Source organism: Desulfovibrio sp. (assembly GCF_018379785.1).
Classification (GTDB): Bacteria; Desulfobacterota; Desulfovibrionia; order Desulfovibrionales; family Desulfovibrionaceae; genus Desulfovibrio.
On the sequence record NZ_JAGZUV010000051.1, the window covers coordinates 1 to 22,128 of the forward strand.

14 protein-coding genes, 4 tRNA genes and 1 pseudogene are annotated in these 22,128 nt (G+C 62.1%); all 19 read right to left on the minus strand.

Annotated features, from left to right (window positions below; translation table 11 throughout):
- The coding region (gene rpoC / locus KH208_RS11085) for a DNA-directed RNA polymerase subunit beta' (RefSeq protein ID WP_291436287.1) at positions 1 to 3,984 on the minus strand (3,984 nt) is incomplete at its 3' end.
- Positions 3,985 to 4,200: 216 nt separating this feature from the next.
- The gene (rpoB, locus tag KH208_RS11090) at positions 4,201 to 8,340 is read right to left on the minus strand and encodes a DNA-directed RNA polymerase subunit beta (protein ID WP_291436288.1); all 4,140 of its coding nucleotides are present in this window, start codon (positions 8,338 to 8,340) and stop codon (positions 4,201 to 4,203) included.
- A 488-nt stretch (positions 8,341 to 8,828) separates the two neighbouring features.
- Positions 8,829 to 9,218, minus strand: coding sequence for a 50S ribosomal protein L7/L12 (gene rplL, locus KH208_RS11095; RefSeq protein ID WP_291436290.1), 390 nt, complete (start codon positions 9,216 to 9,218; stop codon positions 8,829 to 8,831).
- Positions 9,219 to 9,266: 48 nt separating this feature from the next.
- Positions 9,267 to 9,794: a 50S ribosomal protein L10 gene (gene rplJ / locus KH208_RS11100; protein ID WP_008684742.1), complete on the minus strand. Its 528-nt coding sequence runs from the start codon at positions 9,792 to 9,794 to the stop codon at positions 9,267 to 9,269.
- Between the two features lie 201 nt (positions 9,795 to 9,995).
- Positions 9,996 to 10,703: a 50S ribosomal protein L1 gene (rplA, locus tag KH208_RS11105; protein WP_291436293.1), complete on the minus strand. Its 708-nt coding sequence runs from the start codon at positions 10,701 to 10,703 to the stop codon at positions 9,996 to 9,998.
- 174 nt (positions 10,704 to 10,877) lie between these two features.
- Positions 10,878 to 11,300 carry a 50S ribosomal protein L11 gene (gene rplK / locus KH208_RS11110; RefSeq protein WP_291436295.1) on the minus strand — a complete coding sequence of 141 codons (423 nt, stop codon included), beginning with the start codon at positions 11,298 to 11,300 and terminating at the stop codon, positions 10,878 to 10,880.
- 182 nt (positions 11,301 to 11,482) lie between these two features.
- Positions 11,483 to 12,055, minus strand: coding sequence for a transcription termination/antitermination protein NusG (gene nusG / locus KH208_RS11115; protein WP_291436297.1), 573 nt, complete (start codon positions 12,053 to 12,055; stop codon positions 11,483 to 11,485).
- Between the two features lie 8 nt (positions 12,056 to 12,063).
- A complete protein-coding gene (gene secE / locus KH208_RS11120) occupies positions 12,064 to 12,303 on the minus strand; it encodes a preprotein translocase subunit SecE (RefSeq protein ID WP_008684738.1) in 240 nt (79 codons plus the stop codon).
- A 25-nt stretch (positions 12,304 to 12,328) separates the two neighbouring features.
- Positions 12,329 to 12,405: transfer RNA gene (locus KH208_RS11125), tRNA-Trp, on the minus strand.
- Positions 12,406 to 12,447: 42 nt separating this feature from the next.
- A complete protein-coding gene (rpmG, locus tag KH208_RS11130) occupies positions 12,448 to 12,597 on the minus strand; it encodes a 50S ribosomal protein L33 (RefSeq protein WP_008684737.1) in 150 nt (49 codons plus the stop codon).
- A gap of 3 nt (positions 12,598 to 12,600) precedes the next feature.
- Positions 12,601 to 13,794: an elongation factor Tu gene (gene tuf / locus KH208_RS11135; RefSeq protein ID WP_291436301.1), complete on the minus strand. Its 1,194-nt coding sequence runs from the start codon at positions 13,792 to 13,794 to the stop codon at positions 12,601 to 12,603.
- Positions 13,795 to 14,001: 207 nt separating this feature from the next.
- A tRNA-Gly gene (locus KH208_RS11140) sits at positions 14,002 to 14,077 on the minus strand.
- A gap of 143 nt (positions 14,078 to 14,220) precedes the next feature.
- A tRNA-Tyr gene (locus KH208_RS11145) sits at positions 14,221 to 14,306 on the minus strand.
- Between the two features lie 50 nt (positions 14,307 to 14,356).
- Positions 14,357 to 14,432 (minus strand) — tRNA-Thr (locus KH208_RS11150).
- A 117-nt stretch (positions 14,433 to 14,549) separates the two neighbouring features.
- A complete protein-coding gene (gene prmC, locus KH208_RS11155; protein ID WP_291436303.1) occupies positions 14,550 to 15,401 on the minus strand; it encodes a peptide chain release factor N(5)-glutamine methyltransferase in 852 nt (283 codons plus the stop codon).
- A gap of 2 nt (positions 15,402 to 15,403) precedes the next feature.
- Positions 15,404 to 17,848, minus strand: a pseudogene (gene lon / locus KH208_RS11160) (endopeptidase La); the annotation flags it as partial.
- A gap of 266 nt (positions 17,849 to 18,114) precedes the next feature.
- Positions 18,115 to 18,807 carry a RadC family protein gene (locus tag KH208_RS11165; RefSeq protein ID WP_291436307.1) on the minus strand — a complete coding sequence of 231 codons (693 nt, stop codon included), beginning with the start codon at positions 18,805 to 18,807 and terminating at the stop codon, positions 18,115 to 18,117.
- A gap of 165 nt (positions 18,808 to 18,972) precedes the next feature.
- Positions 18,973 to 20,004 (minus strand): DNA polymerase III subunit delta, encoded by a 1,032-nt coding sequence (gene holA / locus KH208_RS11170; protein ID WP_291436309.1) that lies wholly within the window; start codon positions 20,002 to 20,004, stop codon positions 18,973 to 18,975.
- A 9-nt stretch (positions 20,005 to 20,013) separates the two neighbouring features.
- On the minus strand, positions 20,014 to 22,128 hold a 2,115-nt coding region (gene leuS, locus KH208_RS11175; protein WP_291436312.1), incomplete at its 5' end, for a leucine--tRNA ligase.

Genomic DNA, 22,128 nt, shown 5'->3' on the forward strand with positions numbered 1-22,128 from the left:
GGCCGCCTCGGTGAGCACCTTGGTGGTTTCCTGGAAGGAGGCCGCCGAGATGAAGGACGAGGTGGTCAGGGACGCCTGCGTGATGCCGAGAACCAGCGGTTCGGCGGTGGCGGGGGAACGTCCCTCGGACATGGCCTTCTGGTTTTCGGCCTTGAACTCGGCCTTGTCGACCTGTTCGCCCACGAGGAAGCTCGTTCCTCCCGGCTCGGTGACGGTCACCTTGCGGAGCATCTGGCGTACGATGACTTCGATGTGCTTGTCGTCGATGCCCACGCCCTGGAAGCGGTAGACTTCCTGGATTTCGTCCACCAGATAGCGGGCCAGGTATTTCTCGCCCCGGGTACGCAGAATGTCGTGCAGTTCCGGATAGCCTTCGGTGAGGGGATCGCCCGCCTCCACGAAGTCGCCGTCCGCGGCGGTGATGTGCTTGCCCTTGGGCACAAGGTATTCCTTGGCCTCGCCGATTTCCGGCGTGACCACCAGCTTGCGCTTGCCCTTGGATTCGCCCGCGTAGGTGACGGTGCCCGCGATTTCGGAAACCACGGCCATGTCCTTGGGTTTGCGCACTTCAAAGAGCTCGGCCACGCGCGGGAGGCCGCCCACGATGTCCTTGGTCTTGGAGGTTTCGCGGGGCTTGCGGGCGATGATGTCGCCGGCATGGATGCCCTCGCCGTCCTTGACCATGATGATGGAACCTACGGGCAGGCTGTAGATGGCCGCCGCCGCGCCGTGCACGCGCTTCTTCACATTGCCGTTGTCGTCGCAGATGGAGATGGAGGGCCGGAAGTTGGTGGTGCGGTACTCCATGATGGTCAGCGATGCCTGACGGGTGACGTCGTCCACCTTTTCCTGCACGGTCTTGCCGTCGATGATGTCCGTGAAGCGGATCACGCCGTCTTCTTCGGACACAAAGGGTTCGTTGAAGGGATCCCATTCGGCCAGCACGACGCCCTTGGTCACTTCCTGGCCGTCATGGACCATCAGGCGCGCGCCGTTGGGCAGAATGTATTTCTCCCGTTCGCGGCCCTGCGGGTCAACGATGGTCAGCTGGCCGCTCTTGCCCAGCACCAGCTGCGCGCCGTCACGGTTGGTCACGGCCCGTACGCGGTTCAGAATCACCCGGCCCGCGTTCTGGGCTTCGAACTTGTTCTTTTCAATGGTGCTCGAAGCCGTGCCGCCGATGTGGAAGGTGCGCATGGTCAGCTGGGTGCCCGGCTCGCCGATGGACTGGGCAGCGATGATGCCCACGGTCTCGCCGGTATTGACAAGATGGCCGCGGGCCAGGTCGCGCCCGTAGCACAGGGCGCAGATGCCGCGTTCCGACTGGCAGGTCAGGGGCGAGCGCACCATGACCGAGGAGATGCCCTTGTCGTTGATCAGCTTGGCTTCGTTTTCCGTGATCAGGGTGTTTTCGGGCAGCAGGACTTTTTCCGGCTCGTCCGGGTCGTACACGGGGTAGAGCAGCACGCGGCCTATGATGCGTTCGGCCAGCGGAGTCTTGATGTCGCCGCCTTCCTTGAGGTGGGTCAGTTCAATGCCGTCCACCGTGCCGCAGTCGTGCTCGGAAACGATCACGTCCTGGACCACGTCCACCAGACGGCGGGTCAGGTAGCCGGAGTTGGCCGTCTTCAGGGCCGTGTCCGCCAGGCCCTTGCGCGCGCCGTGGGTGGAGGTGAAGTACTGCAACACCGAGAGCCCTTCACGGAAGGACGAGGTGATGGGCGTTTCGATGATTTCGCCCGACGGCTTGGCCATCAGGCCGCGCATGCCCGCGAGCTGGCGCATCTGGTCCTGGTTGCCGCGCGCTCCGGAGTTGGACATCATGAAGATGGGGTTGAAGCTCTGGTTTTTTTCCTGCTTGCCCGTCTTCTGGTCCGTGAGCACGTCGTAGGAGATCTCCTTGGTCATTTCCGTGGAAACGTCCTGCGTGGCCTTGGTCCAGACGTCCACCACCTTGTTGTACTTTTCCGTACGGGTGATGATGCCGTCGCGGTACTGGCGTTCGATATCGTCCACCTCGGCCTGGGATTTGGCCAGGATGTTCTTCTTGCTCTCCGGGATGGTCAGGTCTTTCACGCCGATGGTCACGCCGGCGCGGGTGGCGAACTCGTAGCCCATGTCCTTGAGCTTGTCGCAGAGGATGACCGTGGACTTGATGCCGCAGGTACGGTATGCCGCGCCCACCAGCTTGGCGATGGCCTTCTTGGTCAGCACCGTGTTGACGTGCTCGAAGGAGAGCTCCGGCGGCAGAATGTCGCTGACCAGCACGCGGCCGGGCGTGGTCTGCACGAGATCCTCGCCTTCCTTCATGCGCACCTTGATCCGGGCGTGCAGGGAGACCTGGCCCGCGTCGTAGGCTGCTTCCACTTCCCAGGGCGCGCAGAAGGTCATGCCCTCACCCTTTTCAAAGCTGCGTTCCACGGTCATGTAGTAGAGGCCCAGCACGATGTCCTGCGAGGGCACGATGACCGGGCCGCCGTTGGCCGGGGACAGAATGTTGTTGGTGCTCATCATCAGCACGCGGCATTCGATCTGGGCCTCCACGGACAGCGGAATATGCACGGCCATCTGGTCGCCGTCGAAGTCCGCGTTGTAGGCGGAGCAGACCAGGGGGTGCAGGCGGATGGCCTTGCCTTCCACGAGAAGCGGCTCAAAGGCCTGGATGCCCAGGCGGTGCAGGGTCGGGGCGCGGTTGAGCAGAATGGGGTACTCGCGCACCACCTCCGAGAGGATGTCCCAGACCACCAGTTCCTCGCGCTCCACCATCTTTTTGGCGCTCTTGATGGTGGAGGCATGACCGCGTTTTTCCAGTTCCGAATAAATGAAGGGCTTGAACAGTTCCAGGGCCATCTTCTTGGGCAGACCGCACTGGTGCAGCTTGAGGTAGGGGCCCACAGTGATGACCGAACGGCCCGAGTAGTCCACGCGCTTGCCCAGCAGGTTCTGGCGGAAGCGGCCCTGTTTGCCCTTGATCATGTCCGACAGGGACTTGAGCGGGCGGCCGTTGGTGCCGGCGATGGCCCGGCCCCGGCGGCCGTTGTCGAAGAGCGCGTCCACGGCTTCCTGAAGCATGCGCTTTTCGTTGCGGATGATGATTTCCGGCGCGCCCAGCTCCATGAGCCGTTTGAGGCGGTTGTTGCGGTTGATGACCCGGCGGTAGAGATCGTTGAGGTCCGAGGTGGCGAAACGGCCGCCGTCCAGGGGCACCAGTGGGCGCAGCTCCGGCGGAATGACCGGAATGACCTCCATGATCATCCATTCGGGCTTGTTCTGGGATTCCAGAAAAGCCTCCACGATCTTCAGGCGCTTGGTCAGCTTTTTCTTCTTGGTCTGACTCTTGGTGGCCTCGCTTTCCTCGCGCAGCTCAACGCGCAGCTTTTCCAGGTCCAGCTCTTCCAGCAGACTGCGCACGGCTTCCGCGCCCATGCCCACGGTGAGCACCTCGTCGCTGCCGTAGTGGTCCAGGATCTGGAGGTACTGGTCCTCGGAAATGACCTGACGCTTCTGCAGATTGGTCTGTCCGGGGTCCAGCACGATATAGGAGTCGAAGTAGAGCACCTTTTCCAGATCGGCCATGGTCATGTCCAGCAGGGTGCCGATCTTGGAGGGCAGGGTTTTCAAGAACCAGATGTGGGCCACGGGCGCGGCCAGCTCAATGTGGCCCATGCGTTCGCGCCGCACCTTGGAGGCGATGACTTCCACGCCGCACTTTTCGCAGACGATGCCGCGGTGCTTCATGCGCTTGTATTTGCCGCAGTTGCACTCGTAGTCCTTCACCGGGCCGAAGATTTTGGCGCAGAACAGGCCGTCCCGCTCCGGCTTGAAGGTACGGTAGTTGATGGTTTCCGGTTTTTTTACTTCGCCGTAAGACCATTCGCGGATGGCCTCCGGCGAGGCGATGGAAATCTGGATGGCTTTCAGGTTGCGGATGTTGGTCACATTGGCCGACGTGCCGCGTGCGGTGAAAAGATCGTCCAGGCTCATATATTCATACCTTGCTTTGTAAAAAGCTCGTTGGAATCGTTACTGTAATCCGTACGGAGACCGCAACGGGCGTCTAGAGCAGCTAACACTTGAAATGCTCGTTTACGGCTGAAATGCTCGTTTACGGCGGGCAAAGCCCACCTGCTCGCATTTCGTGGCAGGGAGCCGCAGCCAAGTCCCCGCCGAGCAATTCACTCATTTCAAATGTGGATTGCTCTATTCCGCCTCTTCGTCACGGTCGCGCATGTAGCCCACGCGCTTGGGCTTTTTCTTGCCTTCCTCCTGGTGCAGGGTCACGTTGAGCCCGAGGCTCATGAGTTCCTTGACCAGAACATTGAAGGATTCGGGCAGACCGGCTTCCAGGAAGTTGTCGCCCTTGACGATTTTCTCGTACATTTTGACGCGCCCGGTCACGTCGTCGGACTTGACCGTGAGGAATTCCTGAAGAAGATAGGCCGCGCCGTAGGCCTCCAGGGCCCAGACTTCCATTTCGCCCAGACGCTGGCCGCCGAACTGGGCCTTGCCGCCCAGAGGCTGCTGGGTGACCAGGGAGTAGGGGCCCGTGGAGCGGGCGTGGATTTTTTCGTCCACCAGGTGGTGCAGCTTGAGGATGTACATGACGCCCGTGGTGACCCGGTTTCTGAAAGGTACGCCGGTGCGCCCGTCATACAGGGTGGTTTTGCCGTCGTTTTCCAGACCGGCCTTGTCCATCCAGCCCCAGATCTCGTCTTCCGTGGCGCTGTCGAAAACCGGCGTCTTGGTCACGATGCCGTTGCGCAGCTTCTTGACCGAGGCGACAAACTCCTCGTCGTCCATGCCGTCCACCAGCGCGCTGACCTCTTCGGAGCCGAAGACGTCTTTGACTTCCTTGCGCAAGACCTGCATGGCCGCGCCGGAATCCACCAGCTCGGCCAGCTGGCGGCCCAGTTCCTTGGCGCCCCAGCCGAGGTGGGTTTCCATGATCTGGCCGATATTCATGCGCGAAGGCACGCCCAAGGGGTTGAGCACGATGTCCACGGGCCGTCCGTCGGCGAAGAAGGGCATGTCCTCTTCCGGCAGGATGCAGGAAACCACGCCCTTGTTGCCGTGGCGGCCGGCCATTTTGTCGCCCACCGAGAGTTTGCGCTTGATGGCGATGTGCACCTTGACCATCTTGATCACGCCGGGGGGCAGATCGTCGCCTTCGGTGACCTTCTCGCGCTTGGCGTCGTAAATGGCCTTGAGGTAATCCACCTCATGGTCATAGGCCCGGAGCAGTTCGGCCACCTCGTCGTTGACTTCCTTGCTCTTGAACAGACCGGCCAGTTTCTTGACAGGCAGCTGGGCCAGTTGTTCCTCGGTGAGGGCCGCGCCAGCCTCGGCCAGCACTTCGCCCTTTTTCTTGCCGGGCACGGAGGTCGCGATCTGCTTGCCCAGCACGTGCGGCGCAAGCAAGGTCCGCGTGCGCTCGGTAAGGGCGCGCATATGGTCGGCTTCCTTCTGGTCCAGCACCGAAGTGTCGTGGGCCTCGATAGCCAGGGTGCGCTCGTCTTTTTCGCCCGAGCGGCGGTTGAAGACCTTTACGTCGATGATGGTGCCTTCCACTCCCGGCGGAACCTTGAGGGAGGTGTTTTTCACATCCCTGGCCTTTTCGCCGAAAATGGCCCGCAGGAGTTTTTCTTCCGGGGTGAGCTGGGTTTCGCCCTTGGGGGTGATTTTGCCCACCAGAATGTCATCGGGCTTGACCGCCGCGCCGATGCGGATGATGCCGCTTTCGTCCAGGTTGCGCAGCATGTCCTCGCTGACGTTGGGAATGTCGCGGGTGATTTCCTCGGGTCCCAGCTTGGTGTCGCGGGCCACCACTTCGAATTCCTCGATGTGGATGGAGGTGAAGACGTCCTCCTTGACCGTGCGTTCGGAAATCAGGATGGAGTCTTCGTAGTTGTAGCCGCACCAGGGCATGAAGGCCACCACCAGGTTCTTGCCCAGGGCCAGCTGGCCTTCGTCGATGCCGGGGCCGTCGGCCAGAATCTGGCCTTTCTTGACGATCTGGCCGGGATAGCAGGTCGGCTTCTGCCCGAAGCAGGAGTTCTGGTTCGACTTGTGGAACTTGAGGAGGTCATAGGCCCGCACGCCGCCCTGATCCTTGTAGATGTCGCCTTCATAGGCCACCACGATGCGGTCGGCGTCCGCGTACTGCACCTTGCCGTCGGCCGGGGCCACAATGCAGGCGCCGGAGTCGCGGGCCACGTCCACTTCCATGCCCGTGCCCACCAGGGGCTTTTCCGAGCGCAGCAGAGGCACGGCCTGACGCTGCATGTTGGAACCCATCAGGGCGCGGTTGGCGTCGTCGTGTTCCAGGAAGGGAATCAGCGCGGCGGAAATGGAAACCATCTGGCTGGGCGAAATGTCCATCAGGGTCACTTCGTCGCGGTGGCGCATTTCCACTTCGCCCTTGACGCGCACGGTGACGAATTCTTCCAGCAGATGCCCTTCGCCGTCCAGGCGGGCGTCGGCCTGGGCCACCACCTGATCGCCTTCACGCGAGGCGTCCAGATGCACCACCTCGTCGGTCACCCGGGCCTCGCGCACCACCCGGTAGGGGGTTTCGATGAAACCGTAGTCATTGACCTTGGCGAAGGTGGTCAGGGAGACGATCAGGCCGATGTTCGGGCCTTCCGGCGTCTCAATGGGGCAGATGCGGCCGTAGTGCGAGGTGTGCACGTCGCGGACTTCAAAACCGGCGCGTTCGCGGGTCAGGCCGCCGGGGCCCAGGGCCGAGAGACGGCGCTTGTGGGTGACCTCGGAGAGCGAGTTGGTCTGGTCCATGAACTGCGAGAGCTGGGACGTGCCGAAGAATTCCTTGAGCACAGCGGCCACGGGCTTGGGATTGATCAGGTCGTGGGGCATGAGGGTGGAGATTTCCTGCAGGCTCATGCGTTCCTTGATGGCGCGTTCCATGCGCACCAGGCCGATGCGGTACTGGTTTTCCACCAGCTCGCCCACCAGGCGCACGCGGCGGTTGCCCAGGTGATCGATATCGTCGGCCGGGCCGTGGCTGTCCTTGAGCTGGACCAGTACCTTGATGGCCGTGAGAATGTCCTCGTCGCTCAAGGTGCGCAGGTCGGCGGGCGCGTTGATGCCCAGACGCTGGTTGAGCTTGTAGCGGCCCACGGGCGAGAGATCGTAGTAGTCCGGATTGCGGAACAGGTTGTCAAAGAAGCTGGCCGCGATCTCGGCGGTGGGCGGAGAGGACGGGCGCAGACGGCGGTAGATTTCTTCCTGGGCCTTCTGCTGGTCCGGGATGCGGTCCAACACCAGGGTATCGCGGATGGACGAAGAGGTGTCCGTGCCCTTGGTGTGCAGCACGGAGAGACGCTTGATGCCCGCTTCGCGCATACGCTCCAGCAGGCCGGGAGTAATTTCGTCGGCCGCCTCGGCCAACACTTCGCCGCTCTGGGGAGCCACGGCGTCCTCGGCCAGGAACATGCCGTCCAGCAGGTCGGGGCGCACTTCAATGGCCGGAATACCGGCCTCGCAGATCAGCCGCCAGCTCCGCTTGGTGATGGGCTTGCCCGCCTTGACGAGCACGTTGCCGTCGGGCGCGGTGATGTCCGCGTAGGCGTTGTCCTTGCGGTAAAGATCCTTGCGCACTTCCCAGAACAGCCTGCCGCCGTCTTCCAGCAGATACTGTTCCCGGCTGTAGAAGTAGTCGAGGATCTGCTCCTTGCTCATGCCCATGGCCTTGAACAGGATAGTGGCGGGCATCTTGCGGCGGCGGTCGATGCGCACGTAGAGAATGTCTTTGTGGTCGAAATCAAAGTCCAGCCAGGAGCCGCGCATGGGAATCACCCGGCAGGAATAGAGCACCTTGCGGCTGGTGTGGGTCTTGCCGCCGTCGTGCTCGAAGATGATGCCGGGCGAGCGCTGCAACTGGTTGACGATGACGCGCTCGGTGCCGTTGATGATGAAGGTGCCTTTTTCGGTCATCAGGGGCAGGGTGCCGAAGTAGATATCCTGCTCCTTGATGTCGCGGATGGTCCGGTTGCCCGAAGCCTCGTCGGCATCATAGACGACCAGGCGCACTTTGATGCGCATGGGCGCTTCATAGGTCAGGCCCTTGGAAATGCATTCGGCCTGGTCGTACTTGGGTTCCTGAACCTCGTAACTGACGAACTCCAGGCTGGCGGTCTTGTTGAAATCCTCAATGGGAAACACCGTATGGAAGACGCCTTCCAGGCCTTCGTCCGGCCTGCGGTCGGCCTCGGGCACGCCTTCCTGGAGGAACTTCTGATATGAATCGATCTGCAGATTCAGCAGATGAGGGATGGGGAGGGAGATCTTGATCTTGCCGAACTGTTTGGTGAGCTGGCCCATGGGTACCTCAAGATAGGTAGCGGTTGCGCCCCGGCTGCGGACAGAAGCGTCTGCCGGCGGGCAAAAAACTTGCTGTCACTGCACCCTGAAAGCGTATGAAACGGCCGCGGGGAGTCGCGGGGGAGCTTACTGTGCACGGCAAAGACGACAAAAACCCATCCCTGTCTGGGTAAACAGGGTTTGGGCTGTTGCGCCTATTTTAAAAAAGTGTGCATATACAGTGAGTTATCAAAAACAGAAAGTAGGCCTCCCGTGCCGTTCATTGAACAAAGATAGATAATCAGAAATTATTTTTTTGGCAAGACTTTTTCTTGAAGAAATATAGGGGCATTTTGCGTCCGCTGCAATGCTGTTCCCGGTCTGCCGGACACGAGCTTGCCGGAGCGGAAAGGCAAAAAGTCCTGCCATCGGAAAAAAAGATGGCGGGGTCAATGACCCCGCCATGCGGAAAGCGGCTTCGCTGAAGCGAAGCAGGCAGTGGAAAATACTTACTTGATTTCCACAGTGGCGCCGGCTTCGGTGAGCTGCTTCTTGGCTTCCTCGGCTTCTTCCTTGGAAACGGCTTCCTTCAGGGTGGAGGGAGCGCCGTCCACCTTTTCCTTGGCTTCCTTGAGGCCAAGGTTGGTCAGGGCGCGCACGACCTTGATGACGCCGATCTTGTTGGCGCCGGTTTCCTTGAGGATGACGTCGAATTCGGTCTTTTCCTCAGCGGCGGCGGCACCGTCGCCACCGGCGGCCGGAGCGGCCATCACCATGGCGGCGGCAGGCGCGGCGGCGGAGACGCCGAATTTCTCTTCCAGTTCCTTGATGAATTCGGAGAGTTCCAGAACGGTCATGCTGGAGATGAATTCAACAACTTCTTCTTTGGTCACGGCCATGATATTTCTCCTGATCTTTGGCTTAACGTTCGTGCTGTCCGCATCCGCTTACGCGGCGGCCTTGCCTTTCTGTTCTTCAATGCCCTTGAGGGCATAGAGCAGACCGCGCAGCATATTGGCAAACAGCGACACAAAATTGGTGGGCACGGCGTTCATGGTGCCGAGCAACTGGCCGAGCAACTGCTCCCTGCCGGGCAGTTTGGCCAGAGCATCCACCTGGGCGGCGGTCATTTCCTTGCCGTCCAGGCTGGCGCAACGCAGCTCAAAGAGCTTGCTCTGCTTGGCGAAATCACTGAGCGCCTTGGCCACCGCCACCGGGTCGTCGAACCCAAGGGCCACGCCGCAGTTCTCATGGAACTTGTCCTTGATGGCGTCGTGCGTGCCGCCGGTCAGAGCGATGCGAGCCAGGGTGTTTTTGACGACATGATATTCGCCGCCCGCATTGCGCAGGCTCACCCGGAGGTTCGTCAGCTCTTCCACCGTCATGCCCTTGAAGTCCGTCAGCACCGCAAAGGAAGCCTGGTCGGCCTTGGCCTTGATGGCTTCAATAATTGCGGCTTTTTCAGACCTGTTCACGTGATACCTCTCACGTTCGGGGTTGCCAGGTGGAATGCCGAGCCAAAGATGAAGCGTCTGGGCAGGGTATTAAGGGCTTGCGCCCTCCTGCCGTCTTCGACTCGAATTCCTTAGCCTTTGCCGAGGTTGTTTTCACAACCGCTTGAAGGTTCGGCCGGATCAGACTGCGAGACTCAACTTCTTCCACAGCCTGGCGATCCGCTAACCTTCAAGAAATTTTTTGACCTGGGGCATATCGACTTTGAAGCCGGGCCCCATGGTGGTGGAAACCGCCATGGACAGCATATAGGTGCCCTTGGCGGCCGAGGGTTTCAGGCGGTTGACGGTGTCCAGCAGGGCCTTGAGGTTGCCCAGAATCTTTTCCGGGCCGAAGGAGACCTTGCCCAGGGGGGCGTGCAGCACTCCGGCCTTGTCAACCTTGAATTCCACGCGGCCGGCCTTGAGCTCGGTTACGGCCTTGGTCACGTCAAAGGTGACGGAACCGGTCTTGGCGTTGGGCATCAGGCCGCGGGGGCCGAGCAGGCGGCCGATCTGACCCACCAGAGCCATGACGTCGGGCGTGGCCACGGCGGCGTCAAATTCCAGCCAGCCTTCCTTGACCTTGGCCACCAGTTCTTCGGCGCCCACGGCGTCGGCGCCGGCTTCCTTGGCCTCGGCCTGTTTTTCGCCCTTACAGAACACGGCCACGCGCACGGTCTTGCCCAGCCCGTTGGGCAGGGTGACGGCGCCGCGCACCATCTGGTCGGAATACTTGGGATCAACGCCCAAGCGGATGGCCACGTCCACAGTTTCGTCGAACTTGGCGAAGGAAGCGCCCAAGGATTTGCTCACAGCTTCTTCAATGCTGAAGCGCTCCTGCGGGTTATACGCCTCAAGGGCTTTACGAAAATTTTTGCCATGTCTGGGCATGAGATATTCCTTGTCGTTTTGCATCTCCTGCCGTTTCCAAATCTGCGCGGAAGACGGCAGTACAATTGATTTCAACGAGTATGGGCGGAAAAAAGCGGAGATCTTGCCATCTCCGCCGAACGGCTTCCCGCCGCCGCAAGAGCAAATCCGCCGGAAAACCGGCACGGACTGCCCTTACTTAACGTCAATGCCCATGCTGCGGGCGGTACCGGCAATGGACTTTACCGCGGATTCCAGGCTGGCGGCATTGAGGTCCGGCAGCTTGACCTTGGCGATCTCTTCCACCTGCGCCATGCTGAGGCTGCCCACTTTGTTGCGGTTGGGTTCGCCGGAACCCTTTTCGAGCTTGGCCGCCTTCATGATCAGCACCGCGGCCGGAGGCGTCTTGGTGATGAAGGTGAAGGAGCGGTCGGCATAGACCGTGATGACCACGGGGATGATCATCCCCTTCTGGTCCTGGGTGCGGGCATTGAACTCCTTGCAGAAGCCCATGATGTTCAGGCCGTGCTGGCCCAGAGCCGGGCCCACCGGCGGCGAGGGGTTGGCCGCGCCGGCGGGAATCTGCAATTTGATCTTGGCAACTTCTTTTTTGGCCATGTTTGTTATCCTTCATCGCTGCTCGCGCTGTCCGCAGCCGTCAGGCCGCCGCGCGGGGGCAAGTCTTAAGAACCTTGTTGCGCCTGCGATGCCTGCCGTATGCCGGGCAAAGCCCGGATGCAGACACCTCGCGGCAGGGATTTGCGGACAAAACCCCGCCGAGCGTTTCAACCGTGAAATGTCTACCCTTTGGAAACCTGTACGAAGTCCAGCTCCACCGGCGTCTGACGGCCGAAGATGGAAACGGAGACGCGCAGCTTTCCCTTGTCGTAGTTGACATCTTCCACCACGCCGTTAAAGCCGCCGAAAGGCCCGTCAATGACGCGCACTTCGTCGCCCCTGTCGAAGTTGAACTTGGGCCGGGGAGTTTCCTGGCGTGTTTCCATGAGCGCCAAAATACGTTCGGCTTCGCTGTCGCGCATGGGCGTGGGACGGTTTTTGCCGCCCACAAAACCGGTTACCTTGGGGATGGATTGCACCAGATGCCAAGACAAGTCGGTCATGATCATGCGCACCATCACGTAGCCGGGATAGAACTTGCGCGTCGTGGTGCGTTTTTCGCCGCCCTTGGCAAGTTCGATGACCTTTTCCGTGGGCACAACCACTTCCTGAATAAGGCCTTGATCCTGGCCGGTGCGGCTCATTTCGTTGATGGTCTTCTGCACGCGCTGCTCGAAGCCCGAGTACGTGTGCACGATATACCAGCGAGGCCGTTTGCTCAGCTCGGTGTTTTCATCGATGACGGGATCTTTCATAACAGCCTTCAGGACAGTATGGACTTGATCAGGGCCGACAGGCCAAGGTCCACCAGCCCCAGGATAACGGCCATCACAGCCACGAAGCCCAAAACCGCCAGCGTGGCCTTGCGCGTTTCTTTCAGCGTGGGCCAGGTGACTTTGCGCAACTCGGCCTTGGAATCCTCAACGTAACGCGAGAAGCGCACAAAAGGATTGGGGGCTTTGTCCGACTTGACGTCCGCGGTTTGCGCTTGTTTTTTTGCCATGGTGTGCTACCCGAGAGATAAAAAATGGCAGGGCAGGAGGGATTCGAACCCCCAACTTGCGGTTTTGGAGACCGCCGCTCTAGCCGTTAGAGCTACTGCCCTGCGTACCGTCCGGGGGGCTTACGCCCCCCGCCGGAAAGTTTGTTACCTGGTTTCGCGATGCACGGTGTGCTTCTTGTCCCAGGGACAATATTTTTTCATTTCCAGCCGCCCGGTGGTGTTCTTCTTGTTCTTCCGGGTGCTGTAGTTACGCCGCTTGCATTCGGTGCAAGCCAGAATGATGTTGACTCTCATGGCTTACTCGATGATTTCGGTAACCACGCCGGAACCCACGGTGCGGCCGCCTTCACGGATGGCGAAACGCAGGCCGGCTTCCATGGCGATGGGGGCGATCAGTTCCACGATGAACTGCGAGTTGTCGCCGGGCATGACCATTTCCACGCCTTCGGGCAGGGCGATGACGCCGGTGATGTCCGTGGTGCGGAAGTAGAACTGCGGACGGTAGCCGGTGAAGAAGGGCGTATGACGGCCGCCTTCTTCCTTGGAGAGCACGTACACTTCAGCCTTGAACTTCTTGTGCGGCGTGATGGACTTGGGAGCCGCGAGCACCTGGCCGCGTTCCACGTCGTCACGCTTGGTGCCGCGCAGCAGGGCGCCGATATTGTCGCCGGCTTCGCCCTGATCCAGCAGCTTGCGGAACATTTCCACGCCCGTGCAGGTGGTCTTCTGGGTGGGCTTGATGCCCACGATTTCCACTTCGTCGCCCACTTTGATGACGCCGCGTTCAACACGACCGGTCACCACGGTGCCGCGGCCGGAGATGGAGAACACGTCTTCAATGGGCATCAGGAAGGGCTTGTCGATGTCGCGCACGGGATCGGGAATAAAACTGTCGCAGGCAGCCAGCAGCTCGCCGATGCACTTGGCTTCAGGCGCATTGGGGTCGTCGCATTCCAGAGCCTTCAGGGCGGAACCGCGGATCACGGGCACGTCGTCGCCGGGGAAGTCGTAGGAAGAGAGCAGTTCGCGCACTTCCAGTTCCACCAGTTCCAGCAGCTCCTCGTCGTCCACCAGGTCGCACTTGTTCAGGAAGACCACCAGCTGGGGCACACCCACCTGACGGGCGAGCAGGATGTGCTCACGGGTCTGGGGCATGGGGCCGTCGGTGGCGGCCACCACCAGAATGCCGCCGTCCATCTGGGCGGCGCCGGTGATCATGTTCTTGATGTAGTCGGCGTGACCGGGGCAGTCCACATGCGCGTAGTGGCGCTTGTCGGTTTCGTACTCCACGTGAGCGGTGGCAATGGTGATGCCGCGCTCTTTTTCTTCGGGGGCTTTGTCGATTTCGTCATAGGAAATGAAGCTGCCCTCGCCCTTCAGGCCGGCAATCTTGGTGATGGCGGCGGTCAGGGTGGTCTTGCCGTGGTCGATGTGGCCGATGGTGCCGATGTTTACATGGGGCTTCTTGCGTTCATATTTAGCTTTGCCCATTGTACGTCTCCCTGGAAAAAATTGTTTGCGGTTGTACGTGCGCTACATTCCCGGAGCTCTGCCATTTCTGGTAGCGCCTGTTCCTCGCGTAACGGCAGGCTGGGGAAGCCGCTGAACGGCCTGAACCGATGCCCGCATTCAGTCCCTGGTCGCCAGGGAACGTGCATTGGCAGGAGGCAGACTGGGGGATTTTGATTTTGCAGGAAATGGAGCGGGAAACGGGATTCGAACCCGCAACCCTCAGCTTGGAAGGCTGATGCTCTAGCCGTTGAGCTATTCCCGCACGCCGGCGATGCTGTTGCTGTTCGTCAATCAAGTTGACGGCTACCGCACCGTAGTTCCCCGACAGTCACTCTGTCTCCTACAGCCAAGGCAGTTTGTAAAAACCAGCCACCGACCGCCTGAAAAATCATAAGGCGGAAGGGGTGGTGGAGGGGGGTGGATTTGAACCACCGAAGTCTTACGACGACAGATTTACAGTCTGTTCCCTTTGGCCACTCGGGAACCCCTCCACACGTGCCGCAAAGGTCCGGCAGTAGGCAGGCCTTTGTTCAGCTTTTTGTGGAGCTGGCGATGGGACTCGAACCCGCAACCTGCTGATTACAAATCAGCTGCTCTGCCAGTTGAGCTACGCCAGCGGCAAGATGGTGTCTTAAACGCTTCCGGCGCTCTTGGCAAGTGAAAAATGCCTTTTCCACGTTTTTTTATAAAAAAAGGCCGTAATCGCGCTCTTCCCGGAAGCAATGCGCGTTATATTACACTTTCCAGGCCAAAGCGCAACGCTCAAGCCCGGCCAGATCGCGGCGGGTGGCGATGCCCGCAAAAGCGTCGCCCGCAGACAGCAGCTCGCGCACGGCCTTTCCCTGGGCCGCGCCGTGTTCCAGCAAAAGCAGGCCGCCGGGCCGGAGCAGGCGGGCGGCCTGGGCAATGACGGCGCGCAGATGGGCAAGGCCGGCTTCCGGCGAAAATAGCGCGGAATGCGGCTCGAAGCGCAGTACTTCGTCCATGACCTGGCCGCGTTCGGCATCCGCGATGTAGGGCGGATTGCTGACCAGAAGATCGCAGGAACCAGCAGCCAGGGGGATGGCGCGCAGATCCGCCCGCAGTGCGGCCAGGTGCGTGGCGGCTTCCAGCCGGGCGGCATTGGCGCGGGCCACCTCCAGGGCCGGAGCGCAGAGTTCCAGCAGCAGGCCGTGCCAGCGCGGGCGTTCCAGGCAGAGGGTCACGCCGATGCAGCCCGAGCCCGCGCCCAGGTCCACAAAGCGCAGAGGCTGTCCGGCGGGCAGCAGTTCCAGAGCCGTCTCCACCAGCAGTTCCGTTTCCGGACGGGGGATCAGGGTATCCGGGGTGACCAGAAAAGTGCGGCCGAAAAATTCCCTGTCGCCGAGAATATGCGCCAGGGGTTCGCCCGTGGCCCGGCGGACCGTGAGGGCTTCCAGGGTTCCGGCTTCGCCGGGCGTCAGTTCGCGTTCCGCCGCCAGGACGCAGTGCAGGCGGTCCAGACCCAGCACATGCCCGGCCAGCAGTTGCGCGCAAAGGCGGGGGCTGTCCACCCCCGCCTTTGTCAATCGCCGTGCGGCGTTCTGTTCATACTCACGCAGGCGCACGTTTACGCCTCGGCGGGCCGTTCCGCGCGTCCGCGCCGTCCCGTGGCCGCAACGGCCGGGCGGGCCGGGCTTTTTTTGCGCGGCGCGGGCGGCGTCTTTTCGGGCAGGCCGTGCTTTTCACCGCCGCCGCGCTTGCCCTGAGTCTCAAAGACCAGGGGCGGGAGTTCGTCATAGTGGTGCACGGGATGCACCGTGATGCGCTTGAGCAGATCCCTGGGCACGTCTTCCAGGTCCTTGACGTTCTGCTGCGGGATGATGACATGCTTCAGGCCCCGGGCCACACCGGCCAGGATTTTTTCCTTGATGCCGCCCACGGGCAGTACCCGGCCCTGCAGGGTGATCTCGCCGGTCATGCAGAGGTCGGCCCGCACCCTGCGATTGCTGAGGGCGGAAATCAGGGCCGTGGTCAGGGTTACGCCCGCCGAAGGGCCGTCCTTGGGCGTGGCGCCCGCTGGCACATGCACATGGATGTCGTACTTGCTCACAAAGGAGGGGTCCACGCCCAGCTCTTCCGCGCGGCTGCGGATGTAGCTCAGGGCCGCCTGGGCGCTTTCCTTCATCACGTCGCCCAACTGGCCGGTGAGAGTCAGACCGCCCTTGCCCTTCATGACGCTGGCCTCCACGGTCAGCACTTCGCCGCCGGCGGGGGTCCAGGCCAGGCCCAGGGCCATGCCGGGCATGAGTTCCTTTTCCTTCTCGTCTTCCACAAAACGGGGCGCGCCGAGGAGCTTTTCCACATCTTTGGGCTCCACCTTGAAGGGGCCTTTTTTGCCCTCGGCCTTGCGCCGGGCCAGCTTGCGACAGATGGAGGCCAGTTCGCGTTCCAGATTGCGCAGGCCCGCCTCGCGCGTGTATTCCTTGATCACCTTTTCCAGAGCCCCGTCGCTGAGCGCGATGTCGCCTTCGGCCAGGCCGTTATCCGCGATTTTCTTGGGCAGCAGGTGCTTGCGGGCGATCTCCACCTTTTCCTGCAGCGTGTAGCCGGGCAGGGAGATGACCTCCATGCGGTCGCGCAGGGCCGCGGGAATGGTTTCCAGGTGGTTGGCCGTGCACAGGAACATGACCTTGGACAAGTCAAAGGGCACGTTCAGGTAGTGGTCGCTGAAGGTGTGGTTCTGTTCCGGGTCCAGCACTTCCAGAAGAGCCGAGGAAGGGTCGCCCCGGAAATCCGTGCCCAGTTTGTCCACCTCGTCCAGCACAATGACCGGATTGCGGGTGCCGGCCTGCTTGATGGCCTGTATGATCCGCCCGGGCATGGCCCCGATGTAGGTGCGCCGGTGGCCGCGGATTTCGGCCTCGTCATGCATGCCGCCCAGAGACAGCCGCTGGAACTTGCGGCCCAGCGCCCGCGCGATGGAGCGGCCCAGCGAGGTTTTGCCCACGCCGGGAGGGCCGGCAAAGCAGAGGATCGGGCCTTTGGACTGCGGATTAAGCTTGCGCACGCTGAGGAATTCCAGAATGCGGTCCTTGATCTTGTCCAGGCCGCAATGGTCCTCGTCCAGAATTTCCTTGGCGTGGGCGATGTCCAGACGGTCGCGCGAAAGCTTTTTCCAGGGCAGATCCACCAGCCAGTCCAGGTAGGTGCGCACCACGTTGGCTTCCGAGGAGTCGGCGTGCATGCCGGACAGGCGGCGCAACTGCTTGTCCGCTTCCTGGCGCACGTCCTTGGGCAGACCGGCCTTGTCCAGGGCCTTTTTCAGGCTTTCCAGGTCTTCCTCGCCCTCGGGCTCGTTTTCGCCCAGTTCCTGGCGGATGGCCTTGAGCTGTTCGCGCAGGAAATAATCCTTCTGGGCCTTGTCCATGCCTTCGCGGGCCGAACTCTGGATGCGGGCCTGCACCGTGGCGACTTCCACTTCGCGCTGAAGCTGGGTGTTGACCAGGGTGAGGCGCTCCAGCGGATTCTCCGCTTCCAGGATGCGCTGGGCGTCCGCGATCTTCATGCGCATATTGGCGGCGATAAGGTCCGCCAGGCGGCCCGGATCTTCCACGCCCTGCAACACGGCCAGCACGTCCGGCGAGGACAGGCCGCGCAGGGTGAGCACCTTTTCGCTCTGCTCGCGCGCGGAGCGCAAGAGCGCCTCCACCGTGGCGTCGATCTGGGGCGCGATTTCGGGCAGGGTTTCAATGCGCGCTTCCAGATAGGGTTCCACCTGGCTGTAGCCGGTGACCCGCGCGCGGCTTACGCCCTGCACCAGAATTTTCACCCGCGAGTCCGGCATCTTAAGCATGCGCATGACCTGGACCACGGTGCCCACGTTGTAAAGGTCCGCGGGCGCGGGATCGTCGGTGCTTTCCTCGCGCTGGGCGCAGACCAGCAGATGCCGTCCGTTTTTCAGGGCGGATTCCACGGCCTGCACGGATTTTTCACGGCCGATGAACAGCGGCAGGATCATATAATTGAATATGACCACGTCGCGCACCGGCAGCACGGGCAGCACGTCTGGAATGCCCTGGGCGGCGGCGTTGAGAGTGTTTTCGTTCAGCAGATCCTGCACGGGCGCTTCTTCCTGTTTCGTGTGGACGTCTTTGTCAACGGAGGGCTCGGCGGCGCCAAGCCCTTGTTCCCCATGAAGCAGATGATCTTTTTCTTTGTAGTCAGCCATATATATTCTCCCTGACTGCCTTGGAGCAGTAAAATTCGTAGTCTTTGCTCGGCTGCGCCGGGAACGCGGTTCGTCTGTGTTTTCTTACAGCATGTAAAGCGTAAAATGTTCTAGAGAGGCTTGTTTTGCGTTATGCTGTAGCAGATTCCCTCAGTGACGATGACATGGTCCAGAAAGCGCAAGCCCATGCGTGGGGCCAGCCGTTGCAGTTCTTCGGTCAGCATGAGGTCCGGCTTGGAAGGGCCCGGGCTGCCGCCGGGGTGGTTATGGGCCAGAATGATGCCGCTGGCCTTGTGCGTGAGCGCCGTCTCCAGCACATCCCTGGGCTGCACGGGCACTGAGTTGATGCCGCCGCGCCGCAGGCGCTCCCAGGCGATCAGTCCGTTTTGCGCGTCCACCAGGGCCAGCCAGCATTCCTCATGAGGGCAACCGGCCAGGCGGCTTTGGGCCATGCGGGCCACGGCATCCGGCGTAGCCAGAATTTCGCGCTTGCGCACCGCCGAGGTTGCGTGGCGGGCCAGCACTTCGCGCAGAACCCGCCAGAGGGCCATGAGTCCCGGCCCGAAACCGGGCACCTGAAATAATTCATCCGGCCTGGCGTCCAGCGCGCCCCGGATGCTGCCGAAACGCCGCAGCAATTCCTTGGCCAGCGGTTTGGTGTCTTTGCGCGTGAGCCCGTAACCAAGCAAAAGCTCCAGCACCTCGTAATCCGCCACGGCCAGAGGCTCGCGCTCAAGCCGTTCACGCAGGCGGGCCCGGTGCCCGCTGTGCGGCGAGGTGGTGGAGGCGGTCTTTGCTGACATAAAGTAAGCAGTCTCAGCCGAGATGCAAGGGGTTGGGAGAAAAGTGCTATCAAAAATCGTGCCGAACGGTGAATACGCCGGGATTACAGGCCGTAACCGGCGTCGGCGTCACTCGCCGTCCACGTGCCGGGGCGTAACTCGTGAGCATTTCAATTTTGAGATGCTCTAACGCGGCACGGTCGTGCCGCCTCCGCCTGGCATGCCGAACAGGCCGGTCAGCCGGGCGGCCAGAAAGTCCAGGGTCTGTTCCGGCGTGCGGCGGCCGCTTTTGACCTGCCACTCGGCGTCCGCCACGGCGGCCATGCCCTCAGCCAGGCCCCGTGGCCCGAGACGCAGGGCCAGTTGTTTCTTGAAGCCCGCCTCCGAAGGATGCAGGCGTACCTTTTCCCCGGCCTGGGTCTGCCAGAGCAGGCGCAGCTCGCGGGCCAGCAGGGCCAGCAGGGAAAAAAGCAGGCTGTCGCTGTCCCGGCTGCGGGACAGTTCCTTCCAGACGGCGGCCAAGTTACCCGCTTCCATATGCCGGATGCAGGCAAAGACGTTGCATTCCGGGCTCCAGGCGGCGGTGGCGGTCATGGCGGCGGTGATGGCGCCTTCGCCTGTGCCACCGGTCCCGCCGCGCAGCAGCGAGAGCTTTTGCAGCTCGTTCTCAATGGCCTGGGCGTCCGGCGGCACAGAGGCGCAGAACTGTTCCAGCGCATCCGTCTCAAAGGTCAGGCCCAGATCCCGGGCGCGCTGCTGCACATGGCGCATGACGCCGCGCTCGGTCAGGCCCTCATGCCGCCAGATCCAGCCCTGCCGGTCGGCAAAGGCCAGGCAGCGCAGCTTGGCGATATGCGCCGGAATTTTGGGCTGCCCCTTTTCCCAGTTCACTTCCAGGCAGAAGAAAGGCCAGCACTGGGCCGAGGGCCTGGCCAGGGCCTGGGAAATCTTTTTCCAGACGGCCGCCGGCCAGAGCTGGGCCTGACGGATCAGCAGGACACGCGAAGCGCCGAACAGGCCTTGCAGGCTGAGCTGCTCCCAGAAGCGCGGGGGCGGATCCTCGTCGCCCCAATAGACGTGCCGTTCCCACGGGCCGCCCGCGGGTGGAAAGGCCGCCAGTTGCTCCGCGAGATGCGCGCGGAGCAACCGGCTGTCCGGGCAGACCAGAAAGCTGAAACCGGGCCTGCCCTGTCTGTCGGTTCCGTTCTGCGGGCTCATGCCGGCGGCCTAATTGGCCACGATGTTGACCAGTTTGCCGGGCACCACCACCACTTTGCGCACGGTCAGATCGGCCGTGTGGCGCTGCACGGCGGGATCGGCCAGGGCTGCCTGCTCCAGAGCGGCCTTGTCCGCTCCGGCGGGCACTTCCAGGGTGCCGCGCAGCTTGCCGTTGACCTGCAGGGCCACGGTGAGCATGTCCTGGACCGTGGCCGCTTCGTCCCATTGGGGCCAGGGCTCGGCGGCAAGCGGCGTCTTGTGGCCCAGGCGCTCCCAGAGCTCCTCGCAGAGATGCGGGGTGATGGGCGAGAGCAGGGTCAGCACCGTGGCCATGGCCGAAGAGAAGACGCGGCGCTCCGCCTCGCTCCGGCCCAGTTTTTCGCGCGAAAGGTACATGGCGTTGACCAGCTCCATGACGGCGGCGATGGCCGTATTGAATTGGAAGCGGCCGCCCATGTCCTCTCCGGCCTTCTTTACCGTGAGATGTTCCCTGCGGCGCAGATCGCGGCTTTCGCCGCTACCCGCGTCTTCGGCGGAGGAGTCGCAGGCTTTGAGCGGCAGCAGCCGGGCTTCCTCTTCGGCAAACAGACGCCAGACGCGGGAGAGGAAGCGCGACGCGCCTTCAATGCCCGAGTCGGACCAGTCGAAATCCCGCTCCGGCGGGGCCGCGAACAGGCAGAACAGGCGCACGGTGTCCGCGCCGTATTTTTTGATCATCTCCGTGGGATCGACCACATTGCCCTTGGACTTGGACATCTTGCCGCCGTCCTTGAGCACCATGCCCTGGGTCAGCAGGTTGGTGAAGGGCTCGGCCAGATCCTTGGGGAAGAAGCCCAGATCGCGCAGCACCTTGGTGAAGAAGCGGGAGTAGAGCAGATGCAGAATGGCGTGCTCCACGCCGCCGATGTACTGGTCCACGGGCAGCCAGTATTGCAGGGCTTCGGGCTTGAAGGGGGCTTTGTCGTCGCGGGCGTCGGTATAGCGGGCAAAATACCAGGAGGACTCCACAAAGGTGTCCATGGTGTCGGTTTCGCGCCGGGCCGGCCCGCCGCAGCAGGGGCAGGCGCAGTCCGCGAAGGAGGGCGTTTCCGGCAGGGGAGAGCGGCCGTCGTCGCGCACTTTCACGTCCAGGGGCAGGAGCACCGGCAGGTTTTCTTCCTTTTCCGGCACCACGCCGCACTTGTCGCAGTAAATCACCGGAATGGGCGCCCCCCAGAAGCGCTGGCGCGAGATGTTCCAGTCGCGCAGGCGGAACTGGGTGGTGGCCTTGCCCTTGCCGTCCTTTTCCAGGGCTTCGGCCACGGCCTTTTTGCCGTCCTCGTTGGGCAGCCCGTCAAAAGAGCCGGAATTGACCATGACGCCGGGTTCTGTCCAGGCTTCGGTCATGCTTTGGGGATCAAGCCGCTGCCCTTCGGGGCTGATGACCACCCGCACGGGCAGGCCGTACTTGCGGGCGAAGTCGAAGTCGCGCTGGTCATGCGCGGGCACGCCCATGACCGCGCCGGTGCCGTAGTCGGCCAGGACGAAATTGCCCAGCCAGAGCGGCACGCGCTGCCCGGTGAAGGGGTGCAGGGCGTATGCGCCGGTAAAGATGCCTTCCTTTTCCAGGGTGTCGGACTGGCGGTCCAGGCGGTCCATGTTCCGGATGCGCTCCACAAAGGCGCGCACGTCCCCGGCTTTTTCGTAGCCCTCGATAAGCTTTTCCACCAGGGGATGTTCCGGGGCCAGGGTCATGAAGGTCACGCCGAACACGGTGTCCGGCCGGGTGGTGAAAACGTCGATGCCCCGCACGCCTGCAATGCTTTTTTCCAGGCTGAAGCTGATGGCCGCGCCCGTGGATTTGCCGATCCAGTTGCGCTGCATGGCCAGCACGCGGTCCGGCCAGCCGCCTTCCAGGCGGGAGAGGTCGGCCAGCAAATCGTCGCCGTAGGCCGTGATCTTCAGGAACCACTGGGTCAGATCCTTCTGTTCCACCCGGCTGTCGCAGCGCCAGCAGAGGCCGTCGATGACCTGTTCGTTGGCGAGCACCGTATGGCAGGAGGGGCACCAGTTCTGCGGGGCCTTTTTGCGGTAGACCAGGCCTTTTTCCAGCAGGCGCAGGAAGAACATCTGTTCCCAGCGGTA

Coding starts and splice junctions, on each gene's coding strand:
- rpoB (WP_291436288.1), bottom strand. CDS start 8,340: ATGGGCCAGCTCACCAAACAGTTCGGCAAGATCAAGATCTCCCTCCCC.
- rplL (WP_291436290.1), bottom strand. CDS start 9,218: ATGGCCGTGACCAAAGAAGAAGTTGTTGAATTCATCTCCAGCATGACC.
- rplA (WP_291436293.1), bottom strand. CDS start 10,703: ATGCCCAGACATGGCAAAAATTTTCGTAAAGCCCTTGAGGCGTATAAC.
- rplK (WP_291436295.1), bottom strand. CDS start 11,300: ATGGCCAAAAAAGAAGTTGCCAAGATCAAATTGCAGATTCCCGCCGGC.
- nusG (WP_291436297.1), bottom strand. CDS start 12,055: ATGAAAGATCCCGTCATCGATGAAAACACCGAGCTGAGCAAACGGCCT.
- secE (WP_008684738.1), bottom strand. CDS start 12,303: ATGGCAAAAAAACAAGCGCAAACCGCGGACGTCAAGTCGGACAAAGCC.
- rpmG (WP_008684737.1), bottom strand. CDS start 12,597: ATGAGAGTCAACATCATTCTGGCTTGCACCGAATGCAAGCGGCGTAAC.
- tuf (WP_291436301.1), bottom strand. CDS start 13,794: ATGGGCAAAGCTAAATATGAACGCAAGAAGCCCCATGTAAACATCGGC.
- KH208_RS11165 (WP_291436307.1), bottom strand. CDS start 18,807: ATGTCAGCAAAGACCGCCTCCACCACCTCGCCGCACAGCGGGCACCGG.
- holA (WP_291436309.1), bottom strand. CDS start 20,004: ATGAGCCCGCAGAACGGAACCGACAGACAGGGCAGGCCCGGTTTCAGC.